This window comes from Streptomyces griseosporeus (assembly GCF_014656055.1).
In the GTDB taxonomy this organism is placed as follows: domain Bacteria; phylum Actinomycetota; class Actinomycetes; order Streptomycetales; family Streptomycetaceae; genus Streptomyces; species Streptomyces griseosporeus.
This window is the reverse complement of sequence record NZ_BNBR01000004.1, coordinates 480,061-505,620: the sequence shown is the minus strand read 5'-3', so window position 1 is coordinate 505,620 and position 25,560 is coordinate 480,061. Positions and strand designations below refer to the sequence as shown.

The 25,560-nt window shown below is 70.9% G+C and carries 22 protein-coding genes and 2 tRNA genes; 11 read left to right on the top strand and 13 right to left on the bottom strand.

Going from position 1 to position 25,560, the window contains the following annotated elements:
* Window positions 1–17: 17 nt before the first annotated feature.
* Window positions 18–2,642 (bottom strand): valine--tRNA ligase, encoded by a 2,625-nt coding sequence (locus IE308_RS21270; protein ID WP_190219146.1) that lies wholly within the window; start codon window positions 2,640–2,642, stop codon window positions 18–20.
* 138 nt (window positions 2,643–2,780) lie between these two features.
* Between IE308_RS21270 and IE308_RS21265 the strand changes: the two genes are divergently transcribed.
* Window positions 2,781–3,716 (top strand): hypothetical protein, encoded by a 936-nt coding sequence (locus tag IE308_RS21265; protein ID WP_190219145.1) that lies wholly within the window; start codon window positions 2,781–2,783, stop codon window positions 3,714–3,716.
* 113 nt (window positions 3,717–3,829) lie between these two features.
* The gene (locus IE308_RS21260) at window positions 3,830–4,162 is read left to right on the top strand and encodes a hypothetical protein (protein WP_190219144.1); all 333 of its coding nucleotides are present in this window, start codon (window positions 3,830–3,832) and stop codon (window positions 4,160–4,162) included.
* A 127-nt stretch (window positions 4,163–4,289) separates the two neighbouring features.
* Here the strand turns inward: IE308_RS21260 and clpX are convergent, their stop codons facing one another.
* The 5 genes from clpX to IE308_RS21235 form a co-directional block, all read right to left on the bottom strand.
* Window positions 4,290–5,576: an ATP-dependent Clp protease ATP-binding subunit ClpX gene (gene clpX, locus IE308_RS21255; RefSeq protein ID WP_110628162.1), complete on the bottom strand. Its 1,287-nt coding sequence runs from the start codon at window positions 5,574–5,576 to the stop codon at window positions 4,290–4,292.
* Between the two features lie 169 nt (window positions 5,577–5,745).
* A complete protein-coding gene (locus tag IE308_RS21250; protein ID WP_110628163.1) occupies window positions 5,746–6,426 on the bottom strand; it encodes an ATP-dependent Clp protease proteolytic subunit in 681 nt (226 codons plus the stop codon).
* Window positions 6,427–6,564: 138 nt separating this feature from the next.
* Window positions 6,565–7,176 carry an ATP-dependent Clp protease proteolytic subunit gene (locus IE308_RS21245; RefSeq protein WP_162655716.1) on the bottom strand — a complete coding sequence of 204 codons (612 nt, stop codon included), beginning with the start codon at window positions 7,174–7,176 and terminating at the stop codon, window positions 6,565–6,567.
* Window positions 7,177–7,539: 363 nt separating this feature from the next.
* On the bottom strand, window positions 7,540–8,925 hold the full coding sequence (tig, locus tag IE308_RS21240; protein WP_190219143.1) for a trigger factor: 1,386 nt from the start codon (window positions 8,923–8,925) through the stop codon (window positions 7,540–7,542).
* A 261-nt stretch (window positions 8,926–9,186) separates the two neighbouring features.
* Window positions 9,187–9,263, bottom strand: a tRNA-Pro gene (locus IE308_RS21235).
* Between the two features lie 155 nt (window positions 9,264–9,418).
* Between IE308_RS21235 and IE308_RS21230 the strand changes: the two genes are divergently transcribed.
* A tRNA-Gly gene (locus IE308_RS21230) sits at window positions 9,419–9,489 on the top strand.
* Between the two features lie 67 nt (window positions 9,490–9,556).
* On the opposite strand, the gene IE308_RS21225 is transcribed toward IE308_RS21230, so the two are convergent.
* The 3 genes from IE308_RS21225 to IE308_RS21215 form a co-directional block, all read right to left on the bottom strand.
* Window positions 9,557–9,751, bottom strand: coding sequence for a hypothetical protein (locus IE308_RS21225; protein WP_110628166.1), 195 nt, complete (start codon window positions 9,749–9,751; stop codon window positions 9,557–9,559).
* Between the two features lie 217 nt (window positions 9,752–9,968).
* Entirely contained in the window at window positions 9,969–10,430 is a 462-nt protein-coding gene (locus IE308_RS21220; RefSeq protein ID WP_190219142.1) for an HD domain-containing protein, read from the bottom strand.
* A 29-nt stretch (window positions 10,431–10,459) separates the two neighbouring features.
* Window positions 10,460–11,638 (bottom strand): PP2C family protein-serine/threonine phosphatase, encoded by a 1,179-nt coding sequence (locus IE308_RS21215; RefSeq protein WP_110628168.1) that lies wholly within the window; start codon window positions 11,636–11,638, stop codon window positions 10,460–10,462.
* A gap of 162 nt (window positions 11,639–11,800) precedes the next feature.
* Between IE308_RS21215 and IE308_RS21210 the strand changes: the two genes are divergently transcribed.
* Complete coding sequence (locus IE308_RS21210; RefSeq protein WP_190219141.1) at window positions 11,801–13,057, top strand: GNAT family N-acetyltransferase; 1,257 nt, start codon at window positions 11,801–11,803, stop codon at window positions 13,055–13,057.
* A 194-nt stretch (window positions 13,058–13,251) separates the two neighbouring features.
* Here the strand turns inward: IE308_RS21210 and IE308_RS21205 are convergent, their stop codons facing one another.
* Together IE308_RS21205 and IE308_RS21200 are read right to left on the bottom strand one after the other, a co-directional pair.
* The gene (locus IE308_RS21205) at window positions 13,252–14,061 is read right to left on the bottom strand and encodes an Fpg/Nei family DNA glycosylase (protein WP_190219140.1); all 810 of its coding nucleotides are present in this window, start codon (window positions 14,059–14,061) and stop codon (window positions 13,252–13,254) included.
* Between the two features lie 50 nt (window positions 14,062–14,111).
* Window positions 14,112–14,600, bottom strand: a complete 489-nt coding sequence (locus tag IE308_RS21200; RefSeq protein WP_110628171.1) for a ribose-5-phosphate isomerase — start codon at window positions 14,598–14,600, stop codon at window positions 14,112–14,114.
* Window positions 14,601–14,818: 218 nt separating this feature from the next.
* Between IE308_RS21200 and IE308_RS21195 the strand changes: the two genes are divergently transcribed.
* Window positions 14,819–16,273 (top strand): amino acid permease, encoded by a 1,455-nt coding sequence (locus tag IE308_RS21195; protein WP_190219139.1) that lies wholly within the window; start codon window positions 14,819–14,821, stop codon window positions 16,271–16,273.
* Window positions 16,274–16,277: 4 nt separating this feature from the next.
* Here the strand turns inward: IE308_RS21195 and IE308_RS21190 are convergent, their stop codons facing one another.
* Window positions 16,278–17,987 (bottom strand): serine/threonine-protein kinase, encoded by a 1,710-nt coding sequence (locus tag IE308_RS21190; RefSeq protein ID WP_268256488.1) that lies wholly within the window; start codon window positions 17,985–17,987, stop codon window positions 16,278–16,280.
* A 207-nt stretch (window positions 17,988–18,194) separates the two neighbouring features.
* Between IE308_RS21190 and IE308_RS21185 the strand changes: the two genes are divergently transcribed.
* Window positions 18,195–18,911 (top strand): hypothetical protein, encoded by a 717-nt coding sequence (locus IE308_RS21185; RefSeq protein ID WP_190219137.1) that lies wholly within the window; start codon window positions 18,195–18,197, stop codon window positions 18,909–18,911.
* A gap of 181 nt (window positions 18,912–19,092) precedes the next feature.
* Here the strand turns inward: IE308_RS21185 and IE308_RS21180 are convergent, their stop codons facing one another.
* On the bottom strand, window positions 19,093–19,674 hold the full coding sequence (locus IE308_RS21180; RefSeq protein WP_110628175.1) for a biotin transporter BioY: 582 nt from the start codon (window positions 19,672–19,674) through the stop codon (window positions 19,093–19,095).
* Window positions 19,675–20,141: 467 nt separating this feature from the next.
* On the opposite strand from IE308_RS21180, the gene IE308_RS21175 reads away from it, so the two are divergent.
* From IE308_RS21175 to IE308_RS21155, 5 genes are all read left to right on the top strand, one after another.
* Window positions 20,142–21,341 carry an ROK family transcriptional regulator gene (locus tag IE308_RS21175; protein WP_190219136.1) on the top strand — a complete coding sequence of 400 codons (1,200 nt, stop codon included), beginning with the start codon at window positions 20,142–20,144 and terminating at the stop codon, window positions 21,339–21,341.
* Window positions 21,342–21,569: 228 nt separating this feature from the next.
* A complete protein-coding gene (locus IE308_RS21170) occupies window positions 21,570–22,634 on the top strand; it encodes an ABC transporter substrate-binding protein (protein WP_190219135.1) in 1,065 nt (354 codons plus the stop codon).
* A 5-nt stretch (window positions 22,635–22,639) separates the two neighbouring features.
* A complete protein-coding gene (locus tag IE308_RS21165; RefSeq protein WP_190219134.1) occupies window positions 22,640–23,491 on the top strand; it encodes an ABC transporter permease in 852 nt (283 codons plus the stop codon).
* Window positions 23,467–24,201: an ABC transporter ATP-binding protein gene (locus IE308_RS21160; RefSeq protein ID WP_190219133.1), complete on the top strand. Its 735-nt coding sequence runs from the start codon at window positions 23,467–23,469 to the stop codon at window positions 24,199–24,201. The genes IE308_RS21165 and IE308_RS21160 overlap by 25 nt, the downstream gene beginning before the upstream one ends.
* Window positions 24,198–25,544: an LLM class flavin-dependent oxidoreductase gene (locus IE308_RS21155; RefSeq protein WP_268256487.1), complete on the top strand. Its 1,347-nt coding sequence runs from the start codon at window positions 24,198–24,200 to the stop codon at window positions 25,542–25,544. The genes IE308_RS21160 and IE308_RS21155 overlap by 4 nt, the downstream gene beginning before the upstream one ends.
* Window positions 25,545–25,560 lie beyond the last annotated feature (16 nt).

Sequence of the window (25,560 nt, the reverse complement as noted above, 5' to 3'; positions counted from 1 at the left end):
CATCCGCGTACGAACGCTCACGCCTGCGGCAGGCGCTCCAGCTGGGACCGGATGCGGGTGATGTCCTCCTCCGCCTTGGCCAGGCGGCCGCGGATCTTCTCCACGACGTTGTCCGGGGCCTTGGCGAGGAACGCCTCGTTGCCGAGCTTGGCGGTGGCCTGGGCCTTCTCCTTCTCGGCGGCGGCCAGGTCCTTCGCGAGGCGCTTGCGCTCGGCGGCCACGTCGATGGTGCCGGAGAGGTCCAGGGCCACCTCGGCGCCCGCGACCGGCAGGGTCGCGGTGGCCGTGAAGTCCTCGCCCTCCGGCTGCAGGCGCAGCAGCTGGCGGATGGCGGCCTCGTGCGGGGCGAGCGCCGTGCCGTCCAGCGTCAGGCGGGCGGGGACCCGCTGGCCCGGCTGGAGACCCTGGTCGGCGCGGAAGCGGCGGACCTCGGTGATGACCGACTGGAGCGTCTCGATCTCGCGTTCGGCCGCCGCGTCGCGGAAGCCGCTGTCGGCCGGCCACTCGGCGATGACGATCGACTCGCCGCCGGTCAGGGTCGTCCACAGCGTCTCCGTGACGAACGGGACCACCGGGTGCAGCAGCTTCAGGGTGACGTCCAGGACCTCGCCGAGGACGCGCTTGGAGACCTCGGCGGCCTCGCCGCCCGCCTGGAAGGTGGTCTTCGACAGCTCGACGTACCAGTCGAAGACCTCGTCCCACGCGAAGTGGAACAGGGCGTCGGAGAGCTTGGCGAACTGGAAGTCGTCGTAGTACGCGTCGACTTCGGCGACGACCGAGTTCAGGCGGGAGAGGATCCAGCGGTCGGTCGGGGACATCTTCGACGCGTCCGGCAGCGGGCCGTCCACCGTCGCACCGTTCATCAGCGCGAAGCGGGTGGCGTTCCAGATCTTGTTGGCGAAGTTCCGCGAGCCCTGGACCCAGTCCTCGCCGATCGGCACGTCGACACCGGGGTTGGCGCCGCGCGCGAGGGTGAAGCGCAGCGCGTCGGAGCCGTACTTGTCCATCCAGTCCAGCGGGTTGACCGCGTTGCCGAAGGACTTCGACATCTTCTTGCCGAACTGGTCGCGGACCATGCCGTGCAGGGCGATGGTGTGGAACGGCGGGGTGCCGTCCATCGCGTACAGGCCGAACATCATCATCCGGGCGACCCAGAAGAAGAGGATGTCGTAGCCGGTGACCAGGACGGAGTTCGGGTAGAACTTCGCGAGCGACTCGGTCTGTTCGGGCCAGCCGAGCGTGGAGAACGGCCACAGTCCGGAGGAGAACCAGGTGTCGAGGACGTCGGTGTCCTGGTGCCAGCCCTCGCCGCTCGGCGCCTCCTCGTCGGGGCCGACGCAGACGATCTCGCCGTTCGGGCCGTACCAGACCGGGATGCGGTGGCCCCACCACAGCTGGCGCGAGATGCACCAGTCGTGGAGGTTGTCGACCCAGTCGAAGTAGCGCTTCTCCATCTCCTGCGGATGGATCTTGACCTTGCCCTCGCGGACGGCGTCGCCGGCGGCCTTGGCGAGCGGGCCGACCTTGACCCACCACTGCATGGACAGGCGCGGCTCGATGGTGGTCTTGCAGCGCGAGCAGTGGCCGACGGAGTGGACGTAGGGCCGCTTCTCGGCGACGATCCGGCCGTCGGCGCGCAGCGCGGCGACGATGGCGGAGCGGGCCTCCAGGCGGTCCAGGCCCTGGAAGGGGCCGTGCGCGGTGATGACGGCGTGCTCGTCCATGACCGTCAGGGACGGCAGGTCGTGGCGCTGGCCGATCTCGAAGTCGTTCGGGTCGTGGGCCGGGGTGACCTTGACGGCGCCGGTGCCGAACTCGGGATCGACGTGCTCGTCCGCGACGACGGGGATACGGCGGCCGGTGAGCGGCAGCTCGATCTCGCGGCCGACGAGGTGCTTGTAGCGCTCGTCGTCGGGGTGGACGGCGACGGCGGTGTCACCGAGCATCGTCTCGGCGCGGGTGGTGGCGACGACGATGGAGTCCTCGCCCTCGCCGTAGCGGATGGAGACCAGCTCGCCGTCGTCGTCCTGGTACTCGACCTCGATGTCGGAAATGGCGGTCAGACAGCGCGGGCACCAGTTGATGATGCGCTCGGCGCGGTAGATCAGCTCGTCGTCGTAGAGCCGCTTGAAGATGGTCTGGACGGCCTGGGAGAGGCCCTCGTCCATGGTGAAGCGCTCGCGCGACCAGGCGACGCCGTCGCCGAGGCGGCGCATCTGGCCGCTGATCTGGCCGCCGGACTCGGCCTTCCACTGCCAGACGCGCTCGACGAACGCCTCACGGCCGAGGTCGTGGCGGGACTTGCCCTCCTTGGCCAGTTCCCGCTCGACGACGTTCTGCGTGGCGATGCCGGCGTGGTCCATGCCGGGCTGCCACAGCGTCTCGTAGCCCTGCATGCGCTTGCGGCGGGTCAGCGCGTCGATGAGCGTGTGCTCGAAGGCGTGGCCCAGGTGCAGGCTGCCGGTGACGTTCGGCGGCGGGATGACGATGGTGTACGGCGGCTTGTCGCTCTTGGCGTCCGCCTCGAAGTAACCGCGCTCTACCCAGCGCTCGTACAGCGGCCCCTCTACATCGGCCGGCGCGTACTGGGTCGGCAGTTCTGTGGTGGGCGCTGGTGGCTGCTGCTGAGCGTTCTCGGTCACGGGGGTCAGTTTAGAGGCGTCACGACCCTGTCCCGAAACGCGTTTGTTCTGTAACGGTCGCTACCCCCGGTGCGGTGCGGGGCCGGTGGCTGGGCCAGGATGTCAGGTACGCATAAGCATGTGGAGGGGAACCCAGTAATGAGTCACAACCAGCCGGGCCCGTACGGCGGGCAGCCCCAGCAGCCCGGACCGTACGGTCAGCCGGGTCCTTACGGCCAGCAGCCGCAGGCGCCCCAGCCCGGCTACGGCTACCCCCAGCAGCCGCAGGCCCCGCAGCCGGCGTACGGCTACCCGCAGCAGGCCCCGCAGGGCGTGCCGCCGCAGCAGCCCCCGTACGGCCAGGCCCCCTACGGCCAGCAGCCCTACGGCGCCGTCCCGCAGCCCCCGGCCCCGGGCGGCGGCAAGAAGAAGACGGGCCTGATCATCGGCGCGGTGGCGGTCGTCGCGGCGATCGCGGTCGGCGCGTACTTCGTGCTCGGTGGGAGCGGCAGCGGCTCGGACATCGCGGACGACGGCCCGCACAAGCTGACGGCTCCGGAGACCGTCCTGGGCGACTACAAGAAGGACGCCAGCGACGACGACTCCATGACGAAGGAGGACATCAAGGACGCCGAGAAGTGGGGCGTCAAGAACCCCACCGACGTCAGCGCCTCCTACATCTCGGGCAACAAGGACAACCCCCTGGCCCAGAAGATGATCAAGTTCGGTGGCGTCTACGGAGAGATCAAGGACCCTGAAGCGGTCGTCGACGCCTTCCTGGCCAAGATGAAGAGCGAGTCCGGCAAGGACGCGGACGACGACGTGAAGGTCACCATGATCGGTGAGCCGAAGTCGTACGACAATGCCAAGGGTGCCGTCCTGAAGTGCCAGGACGCCAAGATGCAGCCCACCGACTCCTCCGAGGAGGGGCCGAAGGAGATGAACGTGACCTACTGCGCCTGGGGCGACCACAGCACCCTGGGCCTGGTCATGCCCATGAACCTGGCCGACATGATGGCGGAGAAGAAGTCCGACGCCGCGGCCGCGGCCGACATCACGGCCAAGTTCCGCGAGGCGGTCCGGGTCAAGGCCTGACATCTCCGCGGATACCGACGGGCTCGGCCGGTTGAGCAACCGCCCGAGCCCGTCGCACAGTTCGAGCCACGCGAGCCGAACTGGATTGAACCTGTGTTCGATTTCATGGTTGGGTGGCCCTCTCAGACATCAACATCAAAAACGGGAGGACGTTGATGAAATCACTGAGGGTTACTCGGGCTCTCGCTGCAGCGGGCATCACGGCGGCTGCGATGATCACGCCCATCGTCACCGCGACTCCGGCGTCGGCACTCGGCTACCGGGGATGCCTCGACTACGTCAGAGATCACGGCTACCTGGTAGGCCCCAAGGTCAAGGCTGCTTGCAACCAGAAGGCGATCCGCCTACCGCTCGGTTGGGCCGCCAACCCCCTCTGCATCGATGGGCTTGTCCAGATCGGCGTCAAGTGGGACGTCGCCCAGCCGGCGTGCGAGCGCGCGCACTGAGTCGGCGAACTGGGCGTCGGTAACGGTCGGACCAACCGGTACGGCCTTCTGAACGAAGGTCCTTCCGACGCAACAAAGGGGCCCCGGTCGGTCGACCGGGGCCCCTTCGTGTGGGTCGTGGGTGGCGTCAGGCCGTCTTCTGCTCGCCCGGGCCCCGGCCCCGCGCGTCGCGGGGGATCAGGGTCGGGTTGACGTTGTTGTGGACCACGTCCGGGGTGATGACGACCCGGGCCACGTCCTTGCGGGACGGGACCTCGTACATCACCGACATGAGGACTTCCTCCATGATGGCGCGCAGGCCGCGGGCGCCGGTCTGGCGGAGGATGGCCTGGTCGGCGATGGCCTCCAGGGCCTCGCGCTCGAAGTCCAGTTCCACGCCGTCGAGTTCGAACAGGCGCTGGTACTGCTTCACGAGCGCGTTGCGGGGCTCGACGAGGATCTTCAGCAGGGCCTCGCGGTCCAGGTTGTGGACCGAGGTGATCACCGGCAGACGGCCGATGAACTCGGGGATCATGCCGAACTTGACCAGGTCCTCCGGCATGACGTCCTCGAACTGGTCCTTGGACTCCAGCTCCCGCTTGGAGCGGATCGTCGCGCCGAAGCCGATGCCCTTCGCACCCGCCCGGGACTCGATGATCTTCTCCAGGCCGGCGAAGGCACCGCCCACGATGAACAGCACGTTCGTCGTGTCGATCTGGATGAACTCCTGGTGCGGGTGCTTGCGGCCACCCTGCGGCGGGACCGAGGCCGTGGTGCCTTCCAGGATCTTCAGCAGGGCCTGCTGCACGCCCTCGCCGGAGACGTCACGCGTGATCGACGGGTTTTCGCTCTTCCGGGCGACCTTGTCGATCTCGTCGATGTAGATGATGCCCGTCTCGGCCTTCTTGACGTCGTAGTCCGCGGCCTGGATGAGCTTCAGCAGGATGTTCTCGACGTCCTCGCCGACATAGCCCGCCTCCGTCAGCGCCGTCGCGTCCGCGATCGCGAACGGGACGTTCAGCATGCGGGCCAGGGTCTGCGCGAGGAGCGTCTTGCCGGAACCCGTCGGGCCCAGCAGCAGGATGTTGGACTTCGCCAGCTCGATGGCGTCCTCGCGGCTGCTGCCGCCGCCGTTCTCGCCGGCCTGGACGCGCTTGTAGTGGTTGTACACCGCGACGGAGAGCGCCTTCTTGGCCGCTTCCTGGCCCACCACATAGCCCTCGAGGAACTCGTAGATCTCCCGGGGCTTGGGCAGTTCCTCCCAGCGCACCTCGCTGGTCTCGGCCAGCTCCTCCTCGATGATCTCGTTGCAGAGATCGATGCACTCGTCGCAGATGTACACACCGGGGCCTGCGATGAGCTTCTTGACCTGCTTCTGGCTCTTGCCGCAGAACGAGCACTTGAGCAGATCGCCGCCGTCACCGATGCGTGCCACGGTGTGCTTCCCCTTCGCCTGGGAGACGACTGGACACCTTGCTGTCCAGCGACTCCTGGTGCTGCCTTATGTCCGACGGTACCTTGCCGGGCCCCCCGTTCGGGCCCCCCTTGGCACGGTTCACTTTGACGTGGACCGCACCAAGGGGCGGTAGACATTACCGGTCCGGTCAGCGGACAGCGGCGTTGTTCATCTTCCGGGTGGAGATGATCTGGTCGATCAGGCCGTAGGACAGCGCGTCCTCGGCCGTGAGGATCTTGTCGCGCTCGATGTCCTCGCGGATCTTCTCGATCGGCGTGGTGGAGTGCTTGGCCAGCATCTCCTCCAGCTGCGAGCGCATCCGCAGGATCTCGTTCGCGGCGATCTCCAGGTCGGAGACCTGACCGCGGCCGGTCTCGCTGTAGGGCTGGTGGATCAGCACGCGCGCGTTCGGCAGGGCCATGCGCTTGCCCGGCGTACCGGCGGCCAGCAGGATGGCCGCGGCGGAGGCCGCCTGGCCCATGCAGACCGTCTGGATGTCCGGCTTCACGAACTGCATCGTGTCGTAGATCGCCGTCAGCGCCGTGAAGGAGCCGCCGGGGCTGTTGATGTAGACCGAGATGTCCCGGTCGGGGTCCATCGACTCCAGGCACAGCAGCTGCGCCATGACGTCGTTGGCGGAGGCGTCGTCGATCTGGACGCCGAGGAAGATCACGCGCTCCTCGAAGAGCTTCGCGTACGGGTCGTACTCGCGGATGCCCTGGGAGGTGCGCTCCACGAAGCGCGGGATGACGTAGCGGGACTCGGCCGCCGGGCCGGTGTACTCGGCGCGCGTACGGTCGTAGAGGCCGCTGCCGGGGAAGTCGTTCACGGTGTCTCCTGAGAGGGGCTGGGGCGGTGGCTGGGGCGGTGTGGGTCCAGGTGCGGGTCCCCGGGGGCCGGAGGGGCCGTGGCCGGCCTCCTGGGCCGACCGAGGGCCGCGCGGGCCGCTGAGGGCCGCTGGGGGCCCTTAGGAGCCCGCCCCGGTGCCGCCGCCGCCCGGCATGCCGGCGGCCGTGGCGATCACGTCGTCGATGAGGCCGTACTCCTTGGCCTCGTACGCGTCGAACCAGCGGTCGCGGTCCGAGTCGCGGGTGATCTGCTCGACCGACTGGCCGGTGTGCAGGGCCGTGAGCTCGGCCATGCGCTTCTTGGTGTGCAGCAGCCGCTCGGCGTGGATCTTGATGTCCGAGGCCGAGCCGGCGAGGCCGGCGGAGGGCTGGTGGATCAGGATCTCGGCATTGGGCAGCGCGAAGCGCTTGCCGGGGGTGCCCGCGCTGAGCAGGAACTGACCCATGGAGGCCGCGAGGCCCATGGCGATCGTCACCACGTCGTTCTTGATGTACTGCATGGTGTCGTAGATCGCCATGCCGGCCGTGATCGAACCGCCGGGGCTGTTGATGTACAGGTAGATGTCCTTGTCCGGGTCGGCGGCAAGGAGCAGCAGCTGTGCGGTGATCTTGTTCGCGATGTCGTCGTCGACCGGCTGGCCGAGGAAGATGATCCGCTCGTTGAGCAGCCGGTTGTAGACATGGTCGCCGAGGCCACCGCCGATGGAAGGCTCGCCGGCGGCGGAGGGCATCAGATTCGTCACGTATCCACCTGCTCGTCTTGCGACGGCGCCGGGCCGTCTCACGTTTCCCTGCGGGGCGGGAGTCGATCTCGGAGACTCCCCTGCCCTCGTATTCATGGACCCTAACGCGCGGGTCCCTTCGGGGAATCCCGGGAATGACGGTGTTCGCCGGGGGCGTAGCGCTCCGCGGGGCCGACCGGGTTCGGTTCGCGGGGGTGGCGGGGCTTGTCGTCGGGCCGCGGGTCCGTCGTGGCGGGTCGCGCAATTCCCCGCGCCCCTTGCGTCGGTCACCGCGCCCGGGGATGCGGACGGGCCCCCGGGAAAGCTCCCAGGGGCCCGCTCGTACGTGCGTCAGAGGCGCCGCAGGGCTGCTCAGGCCTCGGTGTTCTCCTCGGCGGACTCCGTGGAGTCGGCGGCCTCGGCGTCGGTGGCCTCGGTCTCCTCCTCGTCGTCCAGGTCGATGACCTCGCCGTTGGTGTCCTTCACCGTGGCGGCCTCGACGACCAGGGCCAGGGCCTTGCCGCGGGCGACCTCGCCGACGAGCAGCGGCACCTGGCCGCCCTCGACGACGGCCTGGGCGAACTGGTCGGGCGACATGCCGGAGGAGGCGGCACGGCGCATGAGGTGCTCGGTGAGCTCCTCCTGGTTGACGTTGAGCTTCTCGCGCTTGACCAGCTCGTCGAGGACGAACTGGGTCTTGATGCCCTTGACCGCGGCCTCACGGGTCTCGGTCTCGAACTCCTCGGCGGTCTTGCCCTGGATCTCCAGGTACTTGTCGAGGGTCAGGCCCATCTGGCCGAGCTGGTGGTGCTCCAGGTTGTGCTTGCGGGTGTTGATCTCGTCCTCGAGGAGCTTCTCGGGGACGGGCACCTCGACCAGCTCCAGCAGCTTCTCCAGGACGCGCTCCTGGGCCTGCGTGGCCTGGTCGTACTGCTTCATGTTCGCCAGGCGCTTGCGGCTGTCCGCCTTCAGCTCCTCGAGGGTGTCGAACTCGGAGGCGAGCTGCGCGAACTCGTCGTCCAGCTCCGGCAGCTCACGCTTGGCGACCTGGGTGACCTTGACGGTGACCTCGGCCTCCTTGCCGGCCGCGGAGCCGCCCTTCAGCTCGGAGGTGAAGGTGGCCTCCTCGCCGGCGGACAGGCCCTTGACGGCGTCGTCGATGCCGTCGAGCAGCTCGCCGGAGCCGATGGTGTAGGAGACACCGTTGGCGATGCCGTCCTCGAGGACCTCGCCCTCGACCTTGGCCTCCAGGTCGACGGTGACGACGTCGCCGTCCTCGGCGGCGCGCTCGACCGGCGTGGTGGAGGCGAAGCGCTCACGCAGCTGCTCGACGGACTTCTCGACGTCCTCGTCGGTCACCTCGACGGCGTCGACCTCGACCTCGATGGACGAGAAGTCCTCGGGGAGCTCCAGGGCGGGGCGGATGTCGACCTCGGCGGTGAAGTTCAGCGTCTCGCCGTCCTTCAGCTCCGTGATGTCGACCTCGGGCTGGCCCAGGACGGAGAGCTCGGCCTCGTTGACCGCCTCCGTGTAGAACTTGGGAAGCGCGTCGTTGACGGCCTCCTCCAGCACGGCGCCGCGACCGAACCGCTGGTCGATGACACGGGCAGGGATCTTGCCCTTGCGGAAGCCCTTCACCGTGACCTGCTGGTTGATCTTCTTGTACGCCGCGTCGAGGCTGTCCTTGAGCTCCTCGAAGGGCACCTCGACAGTGAGCCGAACCCGGGTCGGGTTCAGGGTCTCCACGGCGCTCTTCACGGTTCGGTCTCCTTGTGGCTGACTTCTCGGGTTCTGCCGGAGCCAGACCGGCCCCGGCGGATTTCGCCGCCCGGAGGACTTCAGAGGGTGAGACACACGGGCGCGCAGCTTGCATAGTAACCGCAGCCGCCGAGCCGCCCAAAAGGCGATCACTCACGGAGCCCGCGCGGTGATCGGGCGGTGGGCGGGCGATGACCGGGCGGCTTCGAGCAGGTGGTCGACCACATGACCGCCAGATCGCGGAGCAGGTGGTCGAGCAGGTGGTCGGGGTGGCGGGATTTGAACCCACGGCCTTCCGCTCCCAAAGCGGACGCGCTACCAAGCTGCGCCACACCCCGTCTGGTGCGACACGTAGGGTACATGCCCGCAGGCAGTGGGGCCGCCGCATTTCGTGCCCGCCGCGGCGGGCGGAAACGGGGTGTGCGGCGACGGGGGGCGACCCGCTAGGATGCCTTGCAGTGCCGCGGCCCGTCTGGCCTGCGGCGCACTGTGTGCGGGCGTAGCTCAATGGTAGAGCCCCAGTCTTCCAAACTGGCTACGCGGGTTCGATTCCCGTCGCCCGCTCTGTACGGCTCAGGGCCGGACCGGAGGTTCTCCTCTCGGTCCGGCCCTGAGGCGTGTCCGGGGCGGGTCAGAAGCTGATCGAGTTGATCGACTGCGCTATGGAGTCGAGGAAGCGCTGGATCGACGGGGCCATGCCGGTCGAGGCCAGGAAGAAGCCGAAGAGGACGGCCACGATGGCGGGGCCGGCCTTGATGGAGCCCGCGCGGATCATCACCACCAGGATGATCGCCAACAGCAGCACGACGGACAGTGAAATGGCCACAATCGATCACACCCTCGGTCGGTCCGCTCTCCCGGCCCGGAGGTGCCACCCCGCACACCCCCGCAGGACCATCGTGCCACCAACCCGGCCACCTCATGCGGCGTGTGACACATCGTCGGTCGCATCCGCCGCTGCCTGAACCGCCGATGACGGTCTGACCTGGGGGAACGTTTCGTCCTTCAGGGCGCCGCGGAGTGAGACGAGTTGACGCCGGCCGTCAGGCGAGGCCGAGCAGGGCGCGCATGCGGGCGTACTTCTCGGTCAGCCGGGCGCGGGTGGCCGCGTCGAGGACGGCGAGCCGGGCCGGGTCCGCGTTGTGCGCCAGGTCGGCCTCCTTCACCAGGAGGGCGCCCGGGGTGCCGAGGATGCGCCGGGCGTACGCCTCGGGCGGCTCGCCGCCCCGCTTGGTGACCGCGCGGACGATGTCCTTCGTACGACGGGTCAGCGCGGCATCTGCCAGCCACTGCTCGGACAGGGCGTCGTCCTCCACGGCGTCGTGCAGCCAGGCCGCGGCGATCTGCTCGGCGTCGCCGCCCCGGGCGCGCACGCCCTCGGCGACGGCCCGCAGGTGCTCGGCGTACGGCCGCCCCGCCTTGTCGGTCTGGCCGGCGTGCGCGGCGCGGGCGACGGCCTCCACCTCGGCGAGCGACAACGTCCCGGTCCTCGGGGTCTCGGTCATCGGCCCAGTGTGGCAGCCGCCGCGCGGGGTCAGCGGGCCGCGGCGGCCGTCGGGCCCTCTCGGCAGATCAGCAGCAGCGCCCGGTCGTCGTTGACGTCCTTGGCGACCGCCTCGATGAGGTGCCAGGCGGCGCCGTGGAAGCCGCCGGGGACATAGCGGTCGGCCTCGCCGGTGAGCCGGTCGATGCCCTCGACGATGTCGCGGTCGGAGGTCTCCACGAGGCCGTCGGTGAACAGCATCAGGACGTCACCGGGGCGCAGGGAGCCCTTCACCGGGTCGAACTGGGCGCCGTCGTACACCCCGAGGAGGGGGCCCTCGGCGGCCTTCTCCTCCCAGCGGCCGCTGCCCGCGCTGAGCTGGAGGCCGGGCGGGTGGCCCGCGGAGTACAGCTCGTAGTCGCCGGAGTCGAGGTCCAGGACGAGGTGGATGGAGGTGGCGAAGCCCTCCTCCCATTCCTGGCGGAGCAGATAGCCGTTGGCGGCGGGCAGGAAGGCGTGCGGGGGCAGGGAGCCCAGCAGTCCGCCGAAGGCGCCGGACAGCAGCAGGGCGCGGGAGCCGGCGTCCATGCCCTTGCCGGAGACGTCGGTGAGGACGACCTCCAGGGTGCGGCCGCCGTTGGTGCGGGCGGCGACGACGAAGTCGCCGGAGAAGGACTGGCCGCCGGCCGGGCGCAGCGCCATCTCGTGGTGCCAGCCACGCGGCAGCCGGGGCAGCTTGCTCTGGACGCGGATGCGTTCGCGCAGGTCGAAGAGCATGGTGCCGCCGCGCCGCCAGGGCACGCCGACGCGGCTGCGGAACTGGGCGATGAGCAGGCCGACGAAGCCGCACGCGGCGACGACCAGGACGACGCCCGGGGTGACCCGGGAGGGCCCCTCGGTGTAGGGGCCGAGCCGTACCGACTCCACGATGAGGGCGGTGGCGGCGGCCGCGTACAGGCCGAGCAGGCTGGCCGGGCGCAGCAGCAGGCCGCCGGCGACGATGGGCAGCACGAGCGCGGCCGGGGAGAACCAGACGGGGTCGACGAGGGTCATGCCCGCGATGAGCGGGATGGTGAGGAAGAGTCCGGCGAGGGCGATCCAGTCCGAGCCGTCGCCACGGAAGTAGTCGACCGCGGACCGGCGCACGCCGACGCGGACCCGGTGCCACTGCATCTTCCACCGGGCCGGGAACGTGTCGGCCGCCGCGCGCCGTTCTCGTCCTGCTGCCATCAGTTCGGGACCCTATCCATCGGACCAGCTGCTTGGCACGGGAGGTCCCACTTGTCCCCCGTCCGAGGTTCGACTTCACAGTGAACTTCACGTGCCGCCGGCGCGCGGGGGCCCGGGGGAAATTCCCTGGCCCGTCCGCAAGGGCCCTGGTAGGCATGGTTCATGGCGACTGACTGGGCGGCGGGGTCCGCGACCGAGCTGCGGGTGCTGCGGCAGGACGACTGGGACCGGTTCTACGACAACCTGCTGCGGGCCTTCGGCGGGGCCACGGAGTCGGACGAGGAGCGCGCGCTGTGGCGGGAGCTGACCGAGTTCGACCGCTTTGTCGCAGCCTGGGACGGGGACCTGGTCGTGGGCACGGCCGGGGCGTTCTCGTTCCGGATGACCGTGCCGGGCGGGGCGGTGGTCCCGGCGGCGGGCGTCACGATGGTGAGCGTGGCCGCGACGCACCGGCGGCGCGGGGTGCTGACGTCGATGATGCGGCGGCAGCTGGACGATGTACGGCGGTGGGGGGAGCCGCTGGCGGTGCTGACCGCGTCCGAGCCGGGGATCTACGGCCGGTTCGGGTACGGCGCGGGGACCTTCCAGGTCGGCGCGGAGATCGACACCGCGCGGGTGTCGCTGTCGGTGCCGCCCGGCACGGACGGCGTACGGCTGCGGTACGCGGCGCCCGCCGACGCCCTCGACGCGTGCGAGGCGGTGTACGCCGCTGCGGTGCCGCGCAGGCCCGGGATGCTGGCCCGGCACCGGCCGGGCTGGGAGCGGGTGGGTCTGCTGGATCCGGAGGACGGGCGGGACGGGGCGTCGCCGCTGCAGTGCGTGGTGGCGGAGCGGGACGGCGAGGTCGTCGGATTCGCCCGGTTCCGCACCAAGTTGGGCTGGGGGCCGAGCGGGCACGACGGCACGGTGTTCCTGGAGGAGCTGTACGGGCTCGACCCGGCGGCCGAGGCGGCGCTGTGGCGGTTCGTGTTCGGCGTCGACCTGACGAGCACGGTGAAGCTGCACGGCCGTCCGGTGGACGAGGCCTGGCAGTACCAGGTGTCGGACATCCGGCGCTGCCAGGTGCGGCTGCGGGACGCGCTGTACGTCCGCCCGGTGGACGTCGGGGCCGCGCTGGCGGCGCGTACGTACCAGGTGCCGGTGGATGTGGTGCTGGAGGTCGAGGACGCCTTCTGCCCGTGGAACGAGGGGCGTTGGCGGCTGACCGGCGACGCGAAGGGCGCGTCCTGCGAGCGCACCCGGGATGCCGCGGATCTCGCCCTGTCGGTGCGGGAGTTGGGCGCGGCCTACCTCGGCGGCGTCTCCCTCACGGCGCTCGCGGCGGCGGGCCGGGTGCGGGAGCTGCGGCGGGGCGCGCTGGCGGAGGCGTCCGTCGGGTTCGGCTCGGCGGTGGCCCCGTGGCTGCCGCACGGCTTCTAGGCCGTGTCTTTCGGATCAGCCCGACTCGGGGGCGCGGTGCCTTCGTGGTGCCGGTGAGCGGGGCTTGGTGCGTGCAGCTGCAAGGCGGAGGAGGGAGTCGACGCGGCGCGTCGGCGACTGACGACAACGCGGCAGATGTGCGTGCCAAGCCCCGCGGCCCCGGGGTGATCCGAAAGACACGGCCTAGCCGGGCCTCAGGCCTTCTGGCAGGTGGGGCACCAGAAGAGGTTGCGGGCGGCGAGGCCGGCGGTGCGGATCTCGTCGCCGCAGATGTGGCAGGGCTGGGCGGCCCGGCGGTAGACGTACACCTCGCCGCCGTGGTCGTCGACGCGGGGCGGGCGGCCCATCGCCTCGGGGGTGTGTTCGGGGCGGACGGTGTCGATGCGGTTGTGCCGTACGCCCTCGCGCATGAGGGCGGCCAGGTCGGTCCAGATCGCCTGCCATGCGGCGGGGGTGAGGTCCTTGCCCGGCCGGTAGGGGTCGATGCCGTGCCGGAAGAGGACCTCGGCGCGGTAGACGTTGCCGACGCCGGCGACGACCTTCTGGTCCATGAGCAGCGCGGCGATCGTCGTACGGCTGCGGGAGATGCGGCGCCAGGCCGCGTCCGGGTCGGGGTCCTCGCGGAGCGGGTCCGGGCCGAGGCGGTCGTGTATCGCCCGCTTCTCGGCGTCGGTGATCAGGGCGCAGGTGGTGGGTCCGCGCAGGTCGGCCCAGGCCGTGTCGTTCGCGAGGCGCAGGCGGACGGTGTCGGTGGGCGGGGGCGCGGGGGCGTCGCCGAAGGCCACCTTGCCGAACAGGCCGAGGTGGATGTGGACCCAGTCGGCGTCGCGGAACCGCAGGAACAGGTGTTTGCCGTGGGCCTCGGTGGCGGTCAGCGGGGAGCCGCTGAGCAGGTCGGCGGCGTCGGAGAACTTGCCCTGGGGGCTGGTGACCCGCGGGGCCGTGCCGAAGAAGCGGGCGGCGTAGTCGTACGCCAGCCGGTGAATCGTGTGCCCCTCCGGCACGGTGCGTGTCCCTTCCAGCCCCGGGTGCCTGGCTGCCCGTGCGGGCGCGGTCAGTCCTGCTGCGGGTGGTGCGCCGGGATGGCGGGCAGCTCACCCGTGGTCTCGTAGGACGAGAGCATGTCGATGCGGCGGACGTGGCGCTCGTCGCCGGAGAACGGCGTGTTCAGGAAGACCTCGACGAACTTGGTCGCCTCCTCCTGGGTGTGCATGCGCGCGCCGACGGCGACGACGTTGGCGTTGTTGTGCTGGCGGCCGAGCGCCGCGGTCTCCTCGCTCCAGGCGAGGGCCGCCCGTACGCCCTTGACCTTGTTGGCGGCGATCTGCTCGCCGTTGCCGGAGCCGCCGATCACGATGCCGAGGGCGCCGTCGTCCGCGGCCGTGCGCTCCGCGGCGCGCAGGCAGAAGGGCGGGTAGTCGTCCTGGGCGTCGTAGATGTGCGGGCCGCAGTCGACGGGGTCGTGGCCCGCCGCCTTGAGCCATTCGACGAGGTGGTTCTTGAGTTCGAAGCCGGCATGGTCCGAGCCGAGATACACGCGCATGGGATGAGTGTGACATGGGACCTGCCGGACGGCAGGGCGGGGTGGTGTGCCCGAAATGTGTGAGCAAGACCACAGAACCTCAGGAAAAGCTCAAGTTAACAATACGGAATCAGAGGTTCACGAATTCCGTCACCTCGGATTCACTGGACCGGCTCGTACACCGCTCGTACGGGAGAGAAAGATCCACAAGATCGAACGGCGCAAAGGAATTCCGTCCCATGACCTCGCAGCCGACCGTCACGAAGGCCGGACACGGCCAGGGAGGCACCGGTGATCCCGGGAACTCCGGATCCGGTCTCCAGGCAGGACTCAAGAACCGCCATCTGTCGATGATCGCCATCGGCGGTGTGATCGGCGCCGGACTCTTCGTGGGGTCCAGCTCCGGCATCGCCACCGCAGGTCCCGGCATCCTCCTCTCGTACGCCCTCGTCGGCACGCTCGTGGTGCTGGTGATGCGGATGCTGGGTGAGATGTCCGCGGCCAACCCGACCTCCGGTTCCTTCTCCGCGCACGCCGACCGCGCGCTCGGCCCGTGGGCCGGTTTCTCGATCGGCTGGCTGTACTGGTTCTTCTGGGTCGTCGTGCTCGCCGTCGAGGCGACCGCCGGCGCGAAGATCCTCGAAGGGTGGATCCCCGCCGTACCGCAGTGGGGCTGGGCCCTGATCGTGATGGTGGTGCTCACCGCCACCAACCTGGTCTCCGTCGGCTCCTACGGCGAGTTCGAGTTCTGGTTCGCCGGGATCAAGGTCGTCGCCATCGGCGCGTTCATCGTGATCGGCGGCCTGGCCGTCTTCGGTGTCCTGCCCGGCGTCGACAGCGACAAGGCGGGCCTGTCCAACCTGACCGACCACGGCGGCTTCCTGCCGCACGGACCGGGCGCCATCCTCACCGGTGTGCTGCTCGTCGTCTTCTCCTTCATGGGCAGCGAGATCGCCACGCTGGCGGCCGGCGAGTCGGAGGACCCGCAGCGGGCCGTCACCAAGTCGACGAACAGCATCATCTGGCGTATCGCCGTGTTCTACCTGGGCTCGATCCTGGTGGTGGTCACGCTGCTGCCGTGGAACGACAAGTCGATCGCCGACGAGGGCTCCTACGTCGCCGCCCTGGACTCCCTCGGCATCGCGCACGCCGGTCAGATCATGAACTTCATCGTGCTGACGTCGGTGCTGTCCTGTCTCAACTCCGGCCTCTACACGGCCTCCCGCATGGCGTTCTCGCTCGGCCAGCGCGGTGACGCGCCCAAGGCGTTCGCGCGGACGACGAGCCGGGGCGTGCCGCAGACGGCGATCCTCGTCTCGGTCGTCTTCGGCTTCGTGGCGGTGTTCTTCAACTACAAGTTCCCCGACACGGTCTTCCTCTTCCTGCTCAACTCCTCCGGCGCGGTCGCGCTGTTCGTGTGGCTGGTGATCTGCTTCTCGCAGCTGCGGATGCGGAAGATCATCCAGCGGGAGGCGCCGGAGAAGCTGGTCGTGAAGATGTGGCTGTACCCGTACCTGACGTGGGCGACGGCCGCGATGATCGTGTTCGTGCTGGGCTACATGCTCACGGACACCGAGCACGACGGCCGGGAGACGGTGCTGCTGTCGCTGCTCGTGGCGGCGGTGGTGCTGGTGATCGCCGTGGTGAAGCAGCAGGTCCTCAAGGGCCGGGCGGAGGCGCGCGCCGAGCTGTGAGCGACTAGAGGACGGTGAAGCCGGCCTTCACGTCCTCGTAGATCCGCAGCGCGCGGCTCTCGGCGCCCGGCCGGTACCACGTGTTCACCTGGTACGTCCGTCCTTCCTCGGTGAAGCCGAGGAGGCGGGCGTGCCAGGCGGCGCCGTCCAGGGTGAAGGTGTACTCCCACACCACCGCCGGGTGCCCGCGGTACGTCGTCTCCTCCAGGCGGATCGTGCGGTACTCCCGGCCGCGCCGGGCGTCGCGCTCGGAGCGCCGCCAGGTGTCGATGAGGCGGCCCCGGGCCAGTGACGCCTTGGCCGCCAGTTCCTGTGTCCCGTCCGGGGACGTGTAGTGCACCTCGGAGCCCGTGCGCACGTCCCGGCGCCATCCCAAGGGCGTGACCCACGCGTAGCCGCCCGCCTCCCGGTGCGCGCCGGGCGGCAGGGCGGGGGGCCGGGAGGTGCCCGCGACGGTGGGTGCGGGAGCGGACGGCGACGGGGCGGTGGCCTCGGCCGACGCGGTGGTGTCCTGGGCCGTGGGGGCCGATGCCGCGGTGGCCGCGGTGTGGTGGCCCTGTGCCGACGGCCGGCCGTCCCCGGGCAGCACGGTCACCGCGACGGCCACGAGCGCTGCGGCCGTGAGGACGCCGACGGCCGCGACGAGGGCCGTACGGCGCCGGGTGCGGGTGTCGGTCCCGGCGGGCGGGTCGGAGACGCCGGGGTGGGGGCGTGGCGCGGTGGGCGCCGAGTGAGGGGCGACCGGGGTGACAGTGGCCGCGCCCGGGTGTCGGGGCCGCGGGGGCTCTTCCCGTACTCCGGGTGGGGGCTGGGGTCGTGAGGCGTCCAGGAGGACCGGCGCCGGTGCCTCGGCGGGGCCGTTCGTCCCGCTTGCCGGCTCCGGCCGCTCCCCCGGTGGCTGTGCCGTCGGGGGTTGGTCCGGGCCGGCCACCGACCGCAGGGCCTCCTCCAGGGCGTCCAGGGTCGGGCGGGCCGCCGGGTCCTTGTGCAGCAGGGCCGCCAGCACCGTCCGCAACGGGCCTGCGGCGGCCGGCAGTTCGGGCTCCTCGTACAAGACCGCGTGCAGGGTCGCGAGGGTCGTCTCGCGGGAGAACGGGGAGCGGCCCGCCAGTGCCGCGCAGAGCGTCGCGCCCAGGGACCACAGATCGGACGGCGGGCCCTGCGGGCGGCCCGCGATGCGCTCGGGGGCCATGTAGTCGGGCGAGCCGACCAGCATGCCGACCATGGTCAGCGCCTTGGCGTCCTGGATGGCGGCGATACCGAAGTCGGTGAGGACGACCCGGTCGCCGTCCGCGTCGACCAGGACGTTGCCGGGTTTGATGTCGCGGTGCAGGACGCCCCGCGCGTGCACCTGCCGCAGCGCCGCGACCAGGCCGAGGCCGATCCGCGCCGCCTCGCGGGGGCCGAGGGCGCCCCGCTCGGCCGTCAGGCGCTCCAGGGAGCGGCCCGCCACCAACTCCATGACGATCCACAGGAGTTCGCCCTCGTCCACGACGTCGTAGACGCGGACGACGTGCGGGTGGTCGATGCGGGCCGTCGCCCGGGCCTCGCGCAGGGTGCGCTCACGCCGGGTGCGCGCGTCCTCGGCGTCCGGGCCGTCGATGCGTATCTCCTTCACGGCGACCAGCCTGTCCAGTATTTCGTCGACCGCGAGCCACACCCGTCCCATTCCCCCCTGGCCGATACTCTCGACCAGCCGATAACGGCCCGCCACCTGCAACCCGGGAATACCGCCCCGGCCCGTGTTCCCGCCGCCTCCCGTATTTCCCACCAATTCCGTGGCACCCCCTCGACGACCGCCCCCGGTGAAACATATCGGCCACAGTTCGCGCCGTATCAGCATAGTGCGGGGAAATCTTGTGGTACCTCTTCAAGTACTGCGAATTCAGGCGCAGTCCAGGGGGACGCAAGGGGGACGAACATGAGTTCTCGTCGTACGACGACGGTCGCGGGAGCGCTGGTCACGACGGCTTTCTCGGCGGTGGTGATCCTTTCCGGACCCACCTGGGCCGATGACCAGGGGCCCGGCAGCGGTAAGGGGGGAAAGGCCGTGGACCCGGCACCGGCGGGCGTGGAACTGAGCACGCTGCTGCCGGAGAAGATCTCGGTCGACAACAGTTCGCACAAAACAACGATTACCGCGACGGTGAAGAACGCGGGCAGCAAGGACAGCGGTGACATCCGGCTTTTGGTGGTGGGATTCGACGGTCTTGAGGTCCATTCCGTCAAGGGCTGTTCCGCACTCGCCGCAAAGGATCTGCCGGAAGGTTCGAACAGCGCTTTCAGCTGTGCGGTCGGCCGTCTCGAGCCCGGCGCCTCGAAGGCGTACACCGTCGACGCCACCTACGACCTGGGCAAGAGGGGAAGGATCTGCCTGCCCGTCCAGAGCAGCGACGGGAAGAAGACGTTCTGGCAGCAGGGCCCGGTGCCGTTCGGTACGACGAACCCGTCGCCGGACGCCCCCGCGACCCCGCTCCTCCTCGGCACCGACAACAGGCCGGTCGCGCCGGGCGCCGACCAGCTGCCGAAGACCGGAGTGGGCCGGGCCGCGCTCCCGCTCGGGGCGGCCGCGGCGGCGCTGGTGGCCGCCGGGGCCGCAGGGATGTCGTGGGCGCGGCGGCGCCGCACGCAGGGGTGAGTTTCCGGGGACCGGACCGAGGGCCTGCACGAGCCGGAAACGGCGAAGAGGCTCGCCGGTCTGCGGTCGCTGTACGACCCGGCGGGCCTCTTCGGAGGGTGATGCGGGGGCTGCCCGGCTGCGGGGACTCCACCGCTGCGGGGCTTTCCGGCGGGGGCTGCCTGGGGCTGCCCCCGGGGCGTTACTTCTTGTCGACCAGCTTCCAGGCGGTCGGCAGCAGGCCCATCGCCAGGGCCGCCTTGAGGGCGTCGCCGATCAGGAACGGCGTGAGGCCGGCGGCGATCGCGGCCGAGGCGGTCATGCCGGTGGCGAGGGCCAGGTACGGGACGCCGACGGCGTAGATGATCGCCTCGCCGAGCAGCATCGTGCCGGCCGTGCGCCACACGTTGCGGTCGCCGCCGCGGCGGGCCAGCGCGCCCACGACGGTCGCGGCGAGCAGCATGCCGAGGACGTAGCCGAACGACGGGGCCGCCGCGCCGGAGGCGCCGCCCGCGAACCACGGCACTCCCGCGATGCCGGCGAGCGCGTACAGGGCGAGGGAGAGGAAGCCCCGGCCGGCGCCGAGGGAGGTGCCGACGAGCAGCGCGGCGAAGGTCTGGCCGGTCACCGGCACCGGGGTGCCCGGGATCGGCACGGAGATCTGGGCCGCGAGGCCGGTGAGGGCGGCGCCACCGAGGACCAGGGCCGCGTCGCGGACGCGGGAGGCCGGGAGGAGGTCGGCGAGGACCTGTCCGGTGCGGACGGGAGTGGCGGCGGTGCTCATGGGGTCTCCGCGGGGATGGGTGATCAGGGGACACCGTGACGCTATACCGGCGGCCGTCGGCCGATCACCGTCAGCCGCCGACAAAGCCGGGATCGGCGCCATGGTGGGCTTCGCACAACGCGTGCGGGTTACACCCGGTTCGACGTGATACCGGTCACTGCGGTGAGGTGGCCGGGGATACCCGGGGCCGGCCGTCGGGTGGTTCCGACGGCTGTGGGGTTCCACCAAAGGCGGCGTCTGTGAGACGGCCGTCTCGCCCGTCGGTCGGCGTCTGGGCAGCCGTCGGCCGCTTTGCTAGGTTCGACCGCATGGTTGCCCAGGCCCGGTACTTCTCGTCGCGTCGCCATGTCGACCTGCGGCGCGTGAGTGCGGCCGCCTGTCGCCGTCCGGTGTGAGGCGGGGCGGAGCGGATCCGGCCCGCCGATCGAATCGGCGCAGTGTCGGACCGGCTCCCGAGGAAGTGGCCCATGCCCCGTACCGCGACACCCCTGCCCCTGTCCACCGTCCCCCGGGTCGCCGACCGTGACCGGCGGCGCACCAGTGCGAGCGTCATCCTGCGGTCCGTGCTGGAGCACGGCCCGGTGGCGCGCAGCACCATAGCCCGGCTCACCGGGCTGTCGCCGGCGTCGGTGACCGACTACTGCGCCCTGTTCGCCGAGCGCGGCCTGATCCGGGAGGCCGCCGCGCCCCGGCAGGCAAGAGGCGTGGGGCGCCCGCACGTGCCCCTCGACCTGGACGACCGCCGTCATGTGGTGGGCGGGGTGCACGTGGCGGTGCCGTACACCACGGTCGCGCTGCTCGATCTGCGCGGCCGGGTGGTGGCACGGCGCGAGCTGGCCCACGACCCGGCCGACCCGGTGCGGGTGCTGGCCCGGGCCGCGGACGCGCTGGCGGAACTGCTGGCCTCGGCGCCCGGCAGCGGGGCCCTCGGCATCGGCTGCGCGGCCGGCGGCTGGGTGGACCACGAGGCCGGCACGATCGTCGACCATCCGCTGCTCGGCTGGCGGGACGTCCCCGTGCACGAAGTGCTCCAGCAGCGCACCGGGCTGCCGGTCCACGTGGACGGGCACGCCCGGGCCCTGGTCAACGCGGAGCGGCTGTTCGGACGGGCTCGCGGCAGCCGCAGCGTGCTGCACCTGTTCGCCGGCAACGTGGTCGACGCGGCGTTCGCCACCCACGACGAGGTGCACCACGGGCCGCGCTCGCAGGCCGGCGCGATCGCCCACCTTCCGCTGCCCGGCGGCGGGGAGCCGTGCGGCTGCGGCCGTAGAGGCTGCCTGCAGGCGGAGTTGAGCGAGCGGACGCTGTGCCGGCGGGCCCGGGCGGCGGGCGTCACCGACGGGGTGAACCCGGTGCACGTGGTGCGCGCGGCGGCGGCCGGCGATCCGGTGGCGGTACGGCTGCTGGTGGAGCGGGCCCGGATGACGGGGCGGGCGGTGGCGCTGCTGCTGGACGTCCTCAACCCGGAGACCGTCGTCGTCACCGAGATCGGTTCGATCCACCGCGAGGACTGCCTGGAGGCGCTGCGCGCCGCGGTCGGGGCGGAGCGGGCGGCGTCCGTGCTGCCGACGAGTTTCCCGGATTCGGTGCTGGCCGTGGCAGGCGGGGCGGTCGCCCTCGACGCGCTCTACCGGGATCCGCTGGCCGTGTCACCTGACCTTAATTAATTCAGAAACTTCGAATGTTGACAGGGGTCATCCGTGACCGGGACCATCCTTCCCATGAGCTGTCGCACCCTTTGTTGCTGACGCGTTGACGCGCCTGGAGCGCGTACTTCTCCTGCCTGCAGCCCCGTTTTCCTGCCGCTTCCGCGCCGGGGTTCCGCACGCCTTCTCTCCGCCTTCCCGTCTTTCCGCAGTTCCGCCTTTCCGCGTGAAATCCCAGGGAGTTCTCCCATGCCGTCCTCCGCTGCCCCCGGTCTCGACCGGAGGCTGTTCCTCACGTCCGTGCTCGGTGTCACCGCCGCTGTCGCCGGCCTCAGCGGCTGCGCCGAGTCGAGCGCCGCCACCACCGAGGCCGCCTCGACCGCCGCCCTGCTGGACAAGGTCCCGGCGGGCACCAGCCTGAACATCGCCTCGTACCAGAACGTGCAGCAACTGCAGTTCAAGCTGGCGAAACTGCCGCCGCTGCCCTTCAAGGTGTCGAACTGGCTGAACATCGGCGCCGGCCCCGATGTCATCAACGCCTTCCGCGCCAAGTCCCTGGACCTCGCGAACAACGCGGGCATCCCGCCGATCCAGGCGCATTACCAGGGATTCGCCGCGAAGATCGTGGCGATCAACATCACCCGCAAGCCGAATTACCTCTTCGCCACGAAACCCGGCAGCGACATCCGGTCGGTCGCCGACTTCCGGGGAAAGAAGCTCGCGTTCTCGCAGGGGCAGGCGCAGGGCGTTGTGCTGCTGCGGGCGCTGAAGAAGGCGGGCCTGGCCTACGACGACGTGAAGCTGGTGCCGCTGACCAGCAACCAGTTCCTCACCGCCCTGCAGTCCGGGCAGGTCGACATCGCCCCGCTGGCCAACCAGCAGGCACCGGCGTACCTGAAGCAGTACGGCCCGAAGGGCGCCCACAGCATCCCCACCGACGTGGTCGACCTGCTCAACCTGCTGTGGGCGCCGGTGTCCGTGCTGAACGACCGCGCGAAGGCCGCCGCGATCGCCGCGTACATCCCGCAGTGGGCGCAGGGCCAGGTGTGGCAGTACGAGCACCCCGACATCTGGAACGAGGAGTTCTACGTGGGGACGCAGAACCTCACGCTCCAGCAGGCGAAGTCGATCAGCGCGCTCGCCAACAAGCCGCTGTTCCCGCCGACCTGGGACGAGGCGATCCGCTGGGAGCAGGAGACAGCCGATCTGCTCGCCGAGGGCGGCTTCGTCAAGCCGTTCAAGGTCGGCTCGCTGTTCGACCACCGCTTCGAGGGCATCGCCGCCCGTTCCGTACCCGCGGAATACCGGAGGTGACGGCCATGACGACCACCACGACCACCGCCGCCACCGCACCCGTCCTCGCCCCGGTCACGGCGCCGGCCGCCCGCAGGCGCCGCCGCTCCCTCGCCCCCGGCAGGCGGCTGCCCGCCTCCCGGCTGGTCGGCCCGGCCCTGCTGCTCGCGGTGTGGGCCGCCGCCTCCGCCGCCGGACGGCTGGACCCGGGAGCGGTCCCGGCGCCCTGGACGGTGCTGAGGACCGGCGTCCACCTGTGGACGGACGGCACCCTCACCACCGACATCCTCACCTCGCTCCAGCGCGCCGGAGCCGGTTTCGCCATCGGGCTGACCGCCGGTGTCGTCCTCGCCCTGGTGTCCGGCCTCAGCCGGGTCGGGGAGGCGCTGATCGACGGCTCTGTGCAGCTCAACCGGGCGATCCCGACGCTCGGCCTGATCCCGCTGTTCATCCTGTGGCTGGGCATCGGGGAGACCTTCAAGATCGCCATCATCGCGATCGTCGTCTACATCCCCATCTACCTCAACACGCACGCCGCGCTGTCCGGCATCGACCACCGCTTCGTCGAACTCGCCGAGGTGCAGGGCCTGTCCCGGCTGGCCTTCGTCCGGCAGATCGTGATCCCCGGCGCGCTGCCCGGCTTCTTCGTCGGGCTGCGGCTCGGGGTGACCGGCTCCTGGCTGGGCCTGGTCGTCCTGGAGCAGATCAACGCGACCAGCGGGCTCGGCTATCTGATGTTCCAGGCGCAGAACTACGGCCAGTCGGACGTCATCCTCGTCGGCCTGCTCGTCTACGGGGTCTTCGGCCTGGTCTCCGACAGCGCGGTCCGGATCGTCGAACGGAGGGTGCTGTCGTGGCGCCGCACACTGAGCAACTGACCCGCCCGGCCGTCTCGTTGCGGGGGCTGACCCGCTCCTTCGACGGGCGGACCGTCCTCGACGGCATCGACCTGGAGATCCCCGCCGGGCAGTTCACCGCCCTGCTCGGGCACAGCGGCTCCGGCAAGAGCACGCTGCTGCGGGCGGTCGCCGGCCTCGACCACGAGGTGACCGGCAGTGGTGAACTCGTCGCCCCCGAGCGGGTGTCGGTGGTGTTCCAGGACTCGCGGCTGCTGCCCTGGCGGCGCGTCCTCGACAACGTCCTGCTCGGCACCGACGGCAAGGAGGCCGCCGCCAAGGGCCGTGAGGCGCTCGCCGAGGTCGGCCTCGCGGGCCGGGAGCGGTCCTGGCCCGGCGAGCTGTCCGGCGGCGAGGCGCAGCGGGCGGCGCTCGCCCGCTCCCTGGTCCGCGAACCCGAACTGCTGCTGGCCGACGAGCCGTTCGGGGCGCTGGACGCGCTCACCCGGATCCGGATGCACGGCCTGCTGAGGGAGCTGTGGGAGCGCCACCGGCCGTCGGTGCTGCTCGTCACCCACGACGTGAACGAGGCGATCGTGCTCGCCGACCGCGTGCTCGTCCTCGAAGGGGGCCGCATCGGCCTCGACCTGACCATCGACCGCCCGCACCCGCGCTCGTACAGCGACCCGCTGCTCGGGGAGTACCGGGAGCGGCTGCTCGCCGCGCTCGGCGTGACGGAGGACCACCAGTGACCAGCAGAGAACATCCCCGGCAGCTGCACCTGAACGCCTTCCTGATGAACACCGGGCACCACGAGGCGTCGTGGCGGCTTCCGGAGAGCGACCCGTACGCCCATGTGGACCTCGGGCACCACGTCCGGCTGGCCCGGATCGCCGAGCGCGGCACCTTCGACTCGCTGTTCCTCGCCGACGGCCCCCAGCTGTGGAACAGCGTGGGCCAGCGCCCCTCGGGCGCGCTGGAGCCGCTCACCCTGCTGACCGCGCTGGCGACGGCCACCGAGCACATCGGCCTCATCGCCACCGCGTCCACCTCCTACAACTCCCCCTACAACCTGGCCCGCAGGTTCGCCTCGCTGGACATCGTCAGCGGGGGCCGGGCGGGCTGGAACATCGTCACCACCGCGGGGAGGGAGGCCGCCCGCAACTTCGGCCTGGACGAGGAGCCCGCGCACGCCGAGCGGTACGCCCGTGCCGCCGAGTTCGTCGAGGTGTCCCGCAAGCTGTGGGACAGCTGGGAGGACGACGCGGTCGTCGCCGACAAGGAGGCCGGCGTCTGGGGCGACGAGCGCCGCATCCATCCGCCCCGGCACCGCGGGACGTACTTCGGTGTCGAGGGCGCGCTCAACGTGCCGCGCGGTCCGCAGGGGCACCCGCTGCTGGTGCAGGCGGGCTCCAGTGAGGACGGCAAGGCGTTCGCCGCCCGGTACGCGGAGGCGGTCTTCACGGCGCAGCAGACCCTCGCCGACGCGCAGGCGTTCTACGCCGACCTGAAGTCCCGTACCGCCGCGGCCGGCCGCGATCCCGACCACGTGAAGGTGCTGCCGGGCATCGTGCCGGTGCTCGGCTCCACCGAGGCGGAGGCGCGGGAGGCGGAGCGGGTGCTGGAGGAGCACATCGTGCACCGGCACGCCGTGGAGCGTCTGGAGAGCCTGCTCCAGCTCGCGCCGGGCACGCTGGAGCTGGACGCGCCGCTGCCCGCCGGCCTGCCGACGGAGGACGCCGTCGAGGGCGCCAAGAGCCGCTACACGCTCGTCGTGGGACTGGCCCGGCGCGAGCGGCTGACCGTGCGGCAGCTGATCGGGCGGCTCGGCGGCGGGCGCGGGCACTTCACCCTGGCCGGCACGCCCGAGCAGGTCGCCGACACCATCGAGACCTGGTTCACCCGGGGCGCCGCGGACGGCTTCAACATCATGCCCGCGGTGCTGCCCTCCGGCCTGGACGCCTTCGTCGACCATGTCGTGCCGATCCTGCGCGCCCGCGGCCTGTTCCGCACCGAGTACGGCCCCCGGCGGACCCTGCGCGAGCGCTACGGCCTGCCGCGCCCCGTCAACCAGTACACCGCAGCCCTTGTCTGAGCAGCCCCCGCCCGAG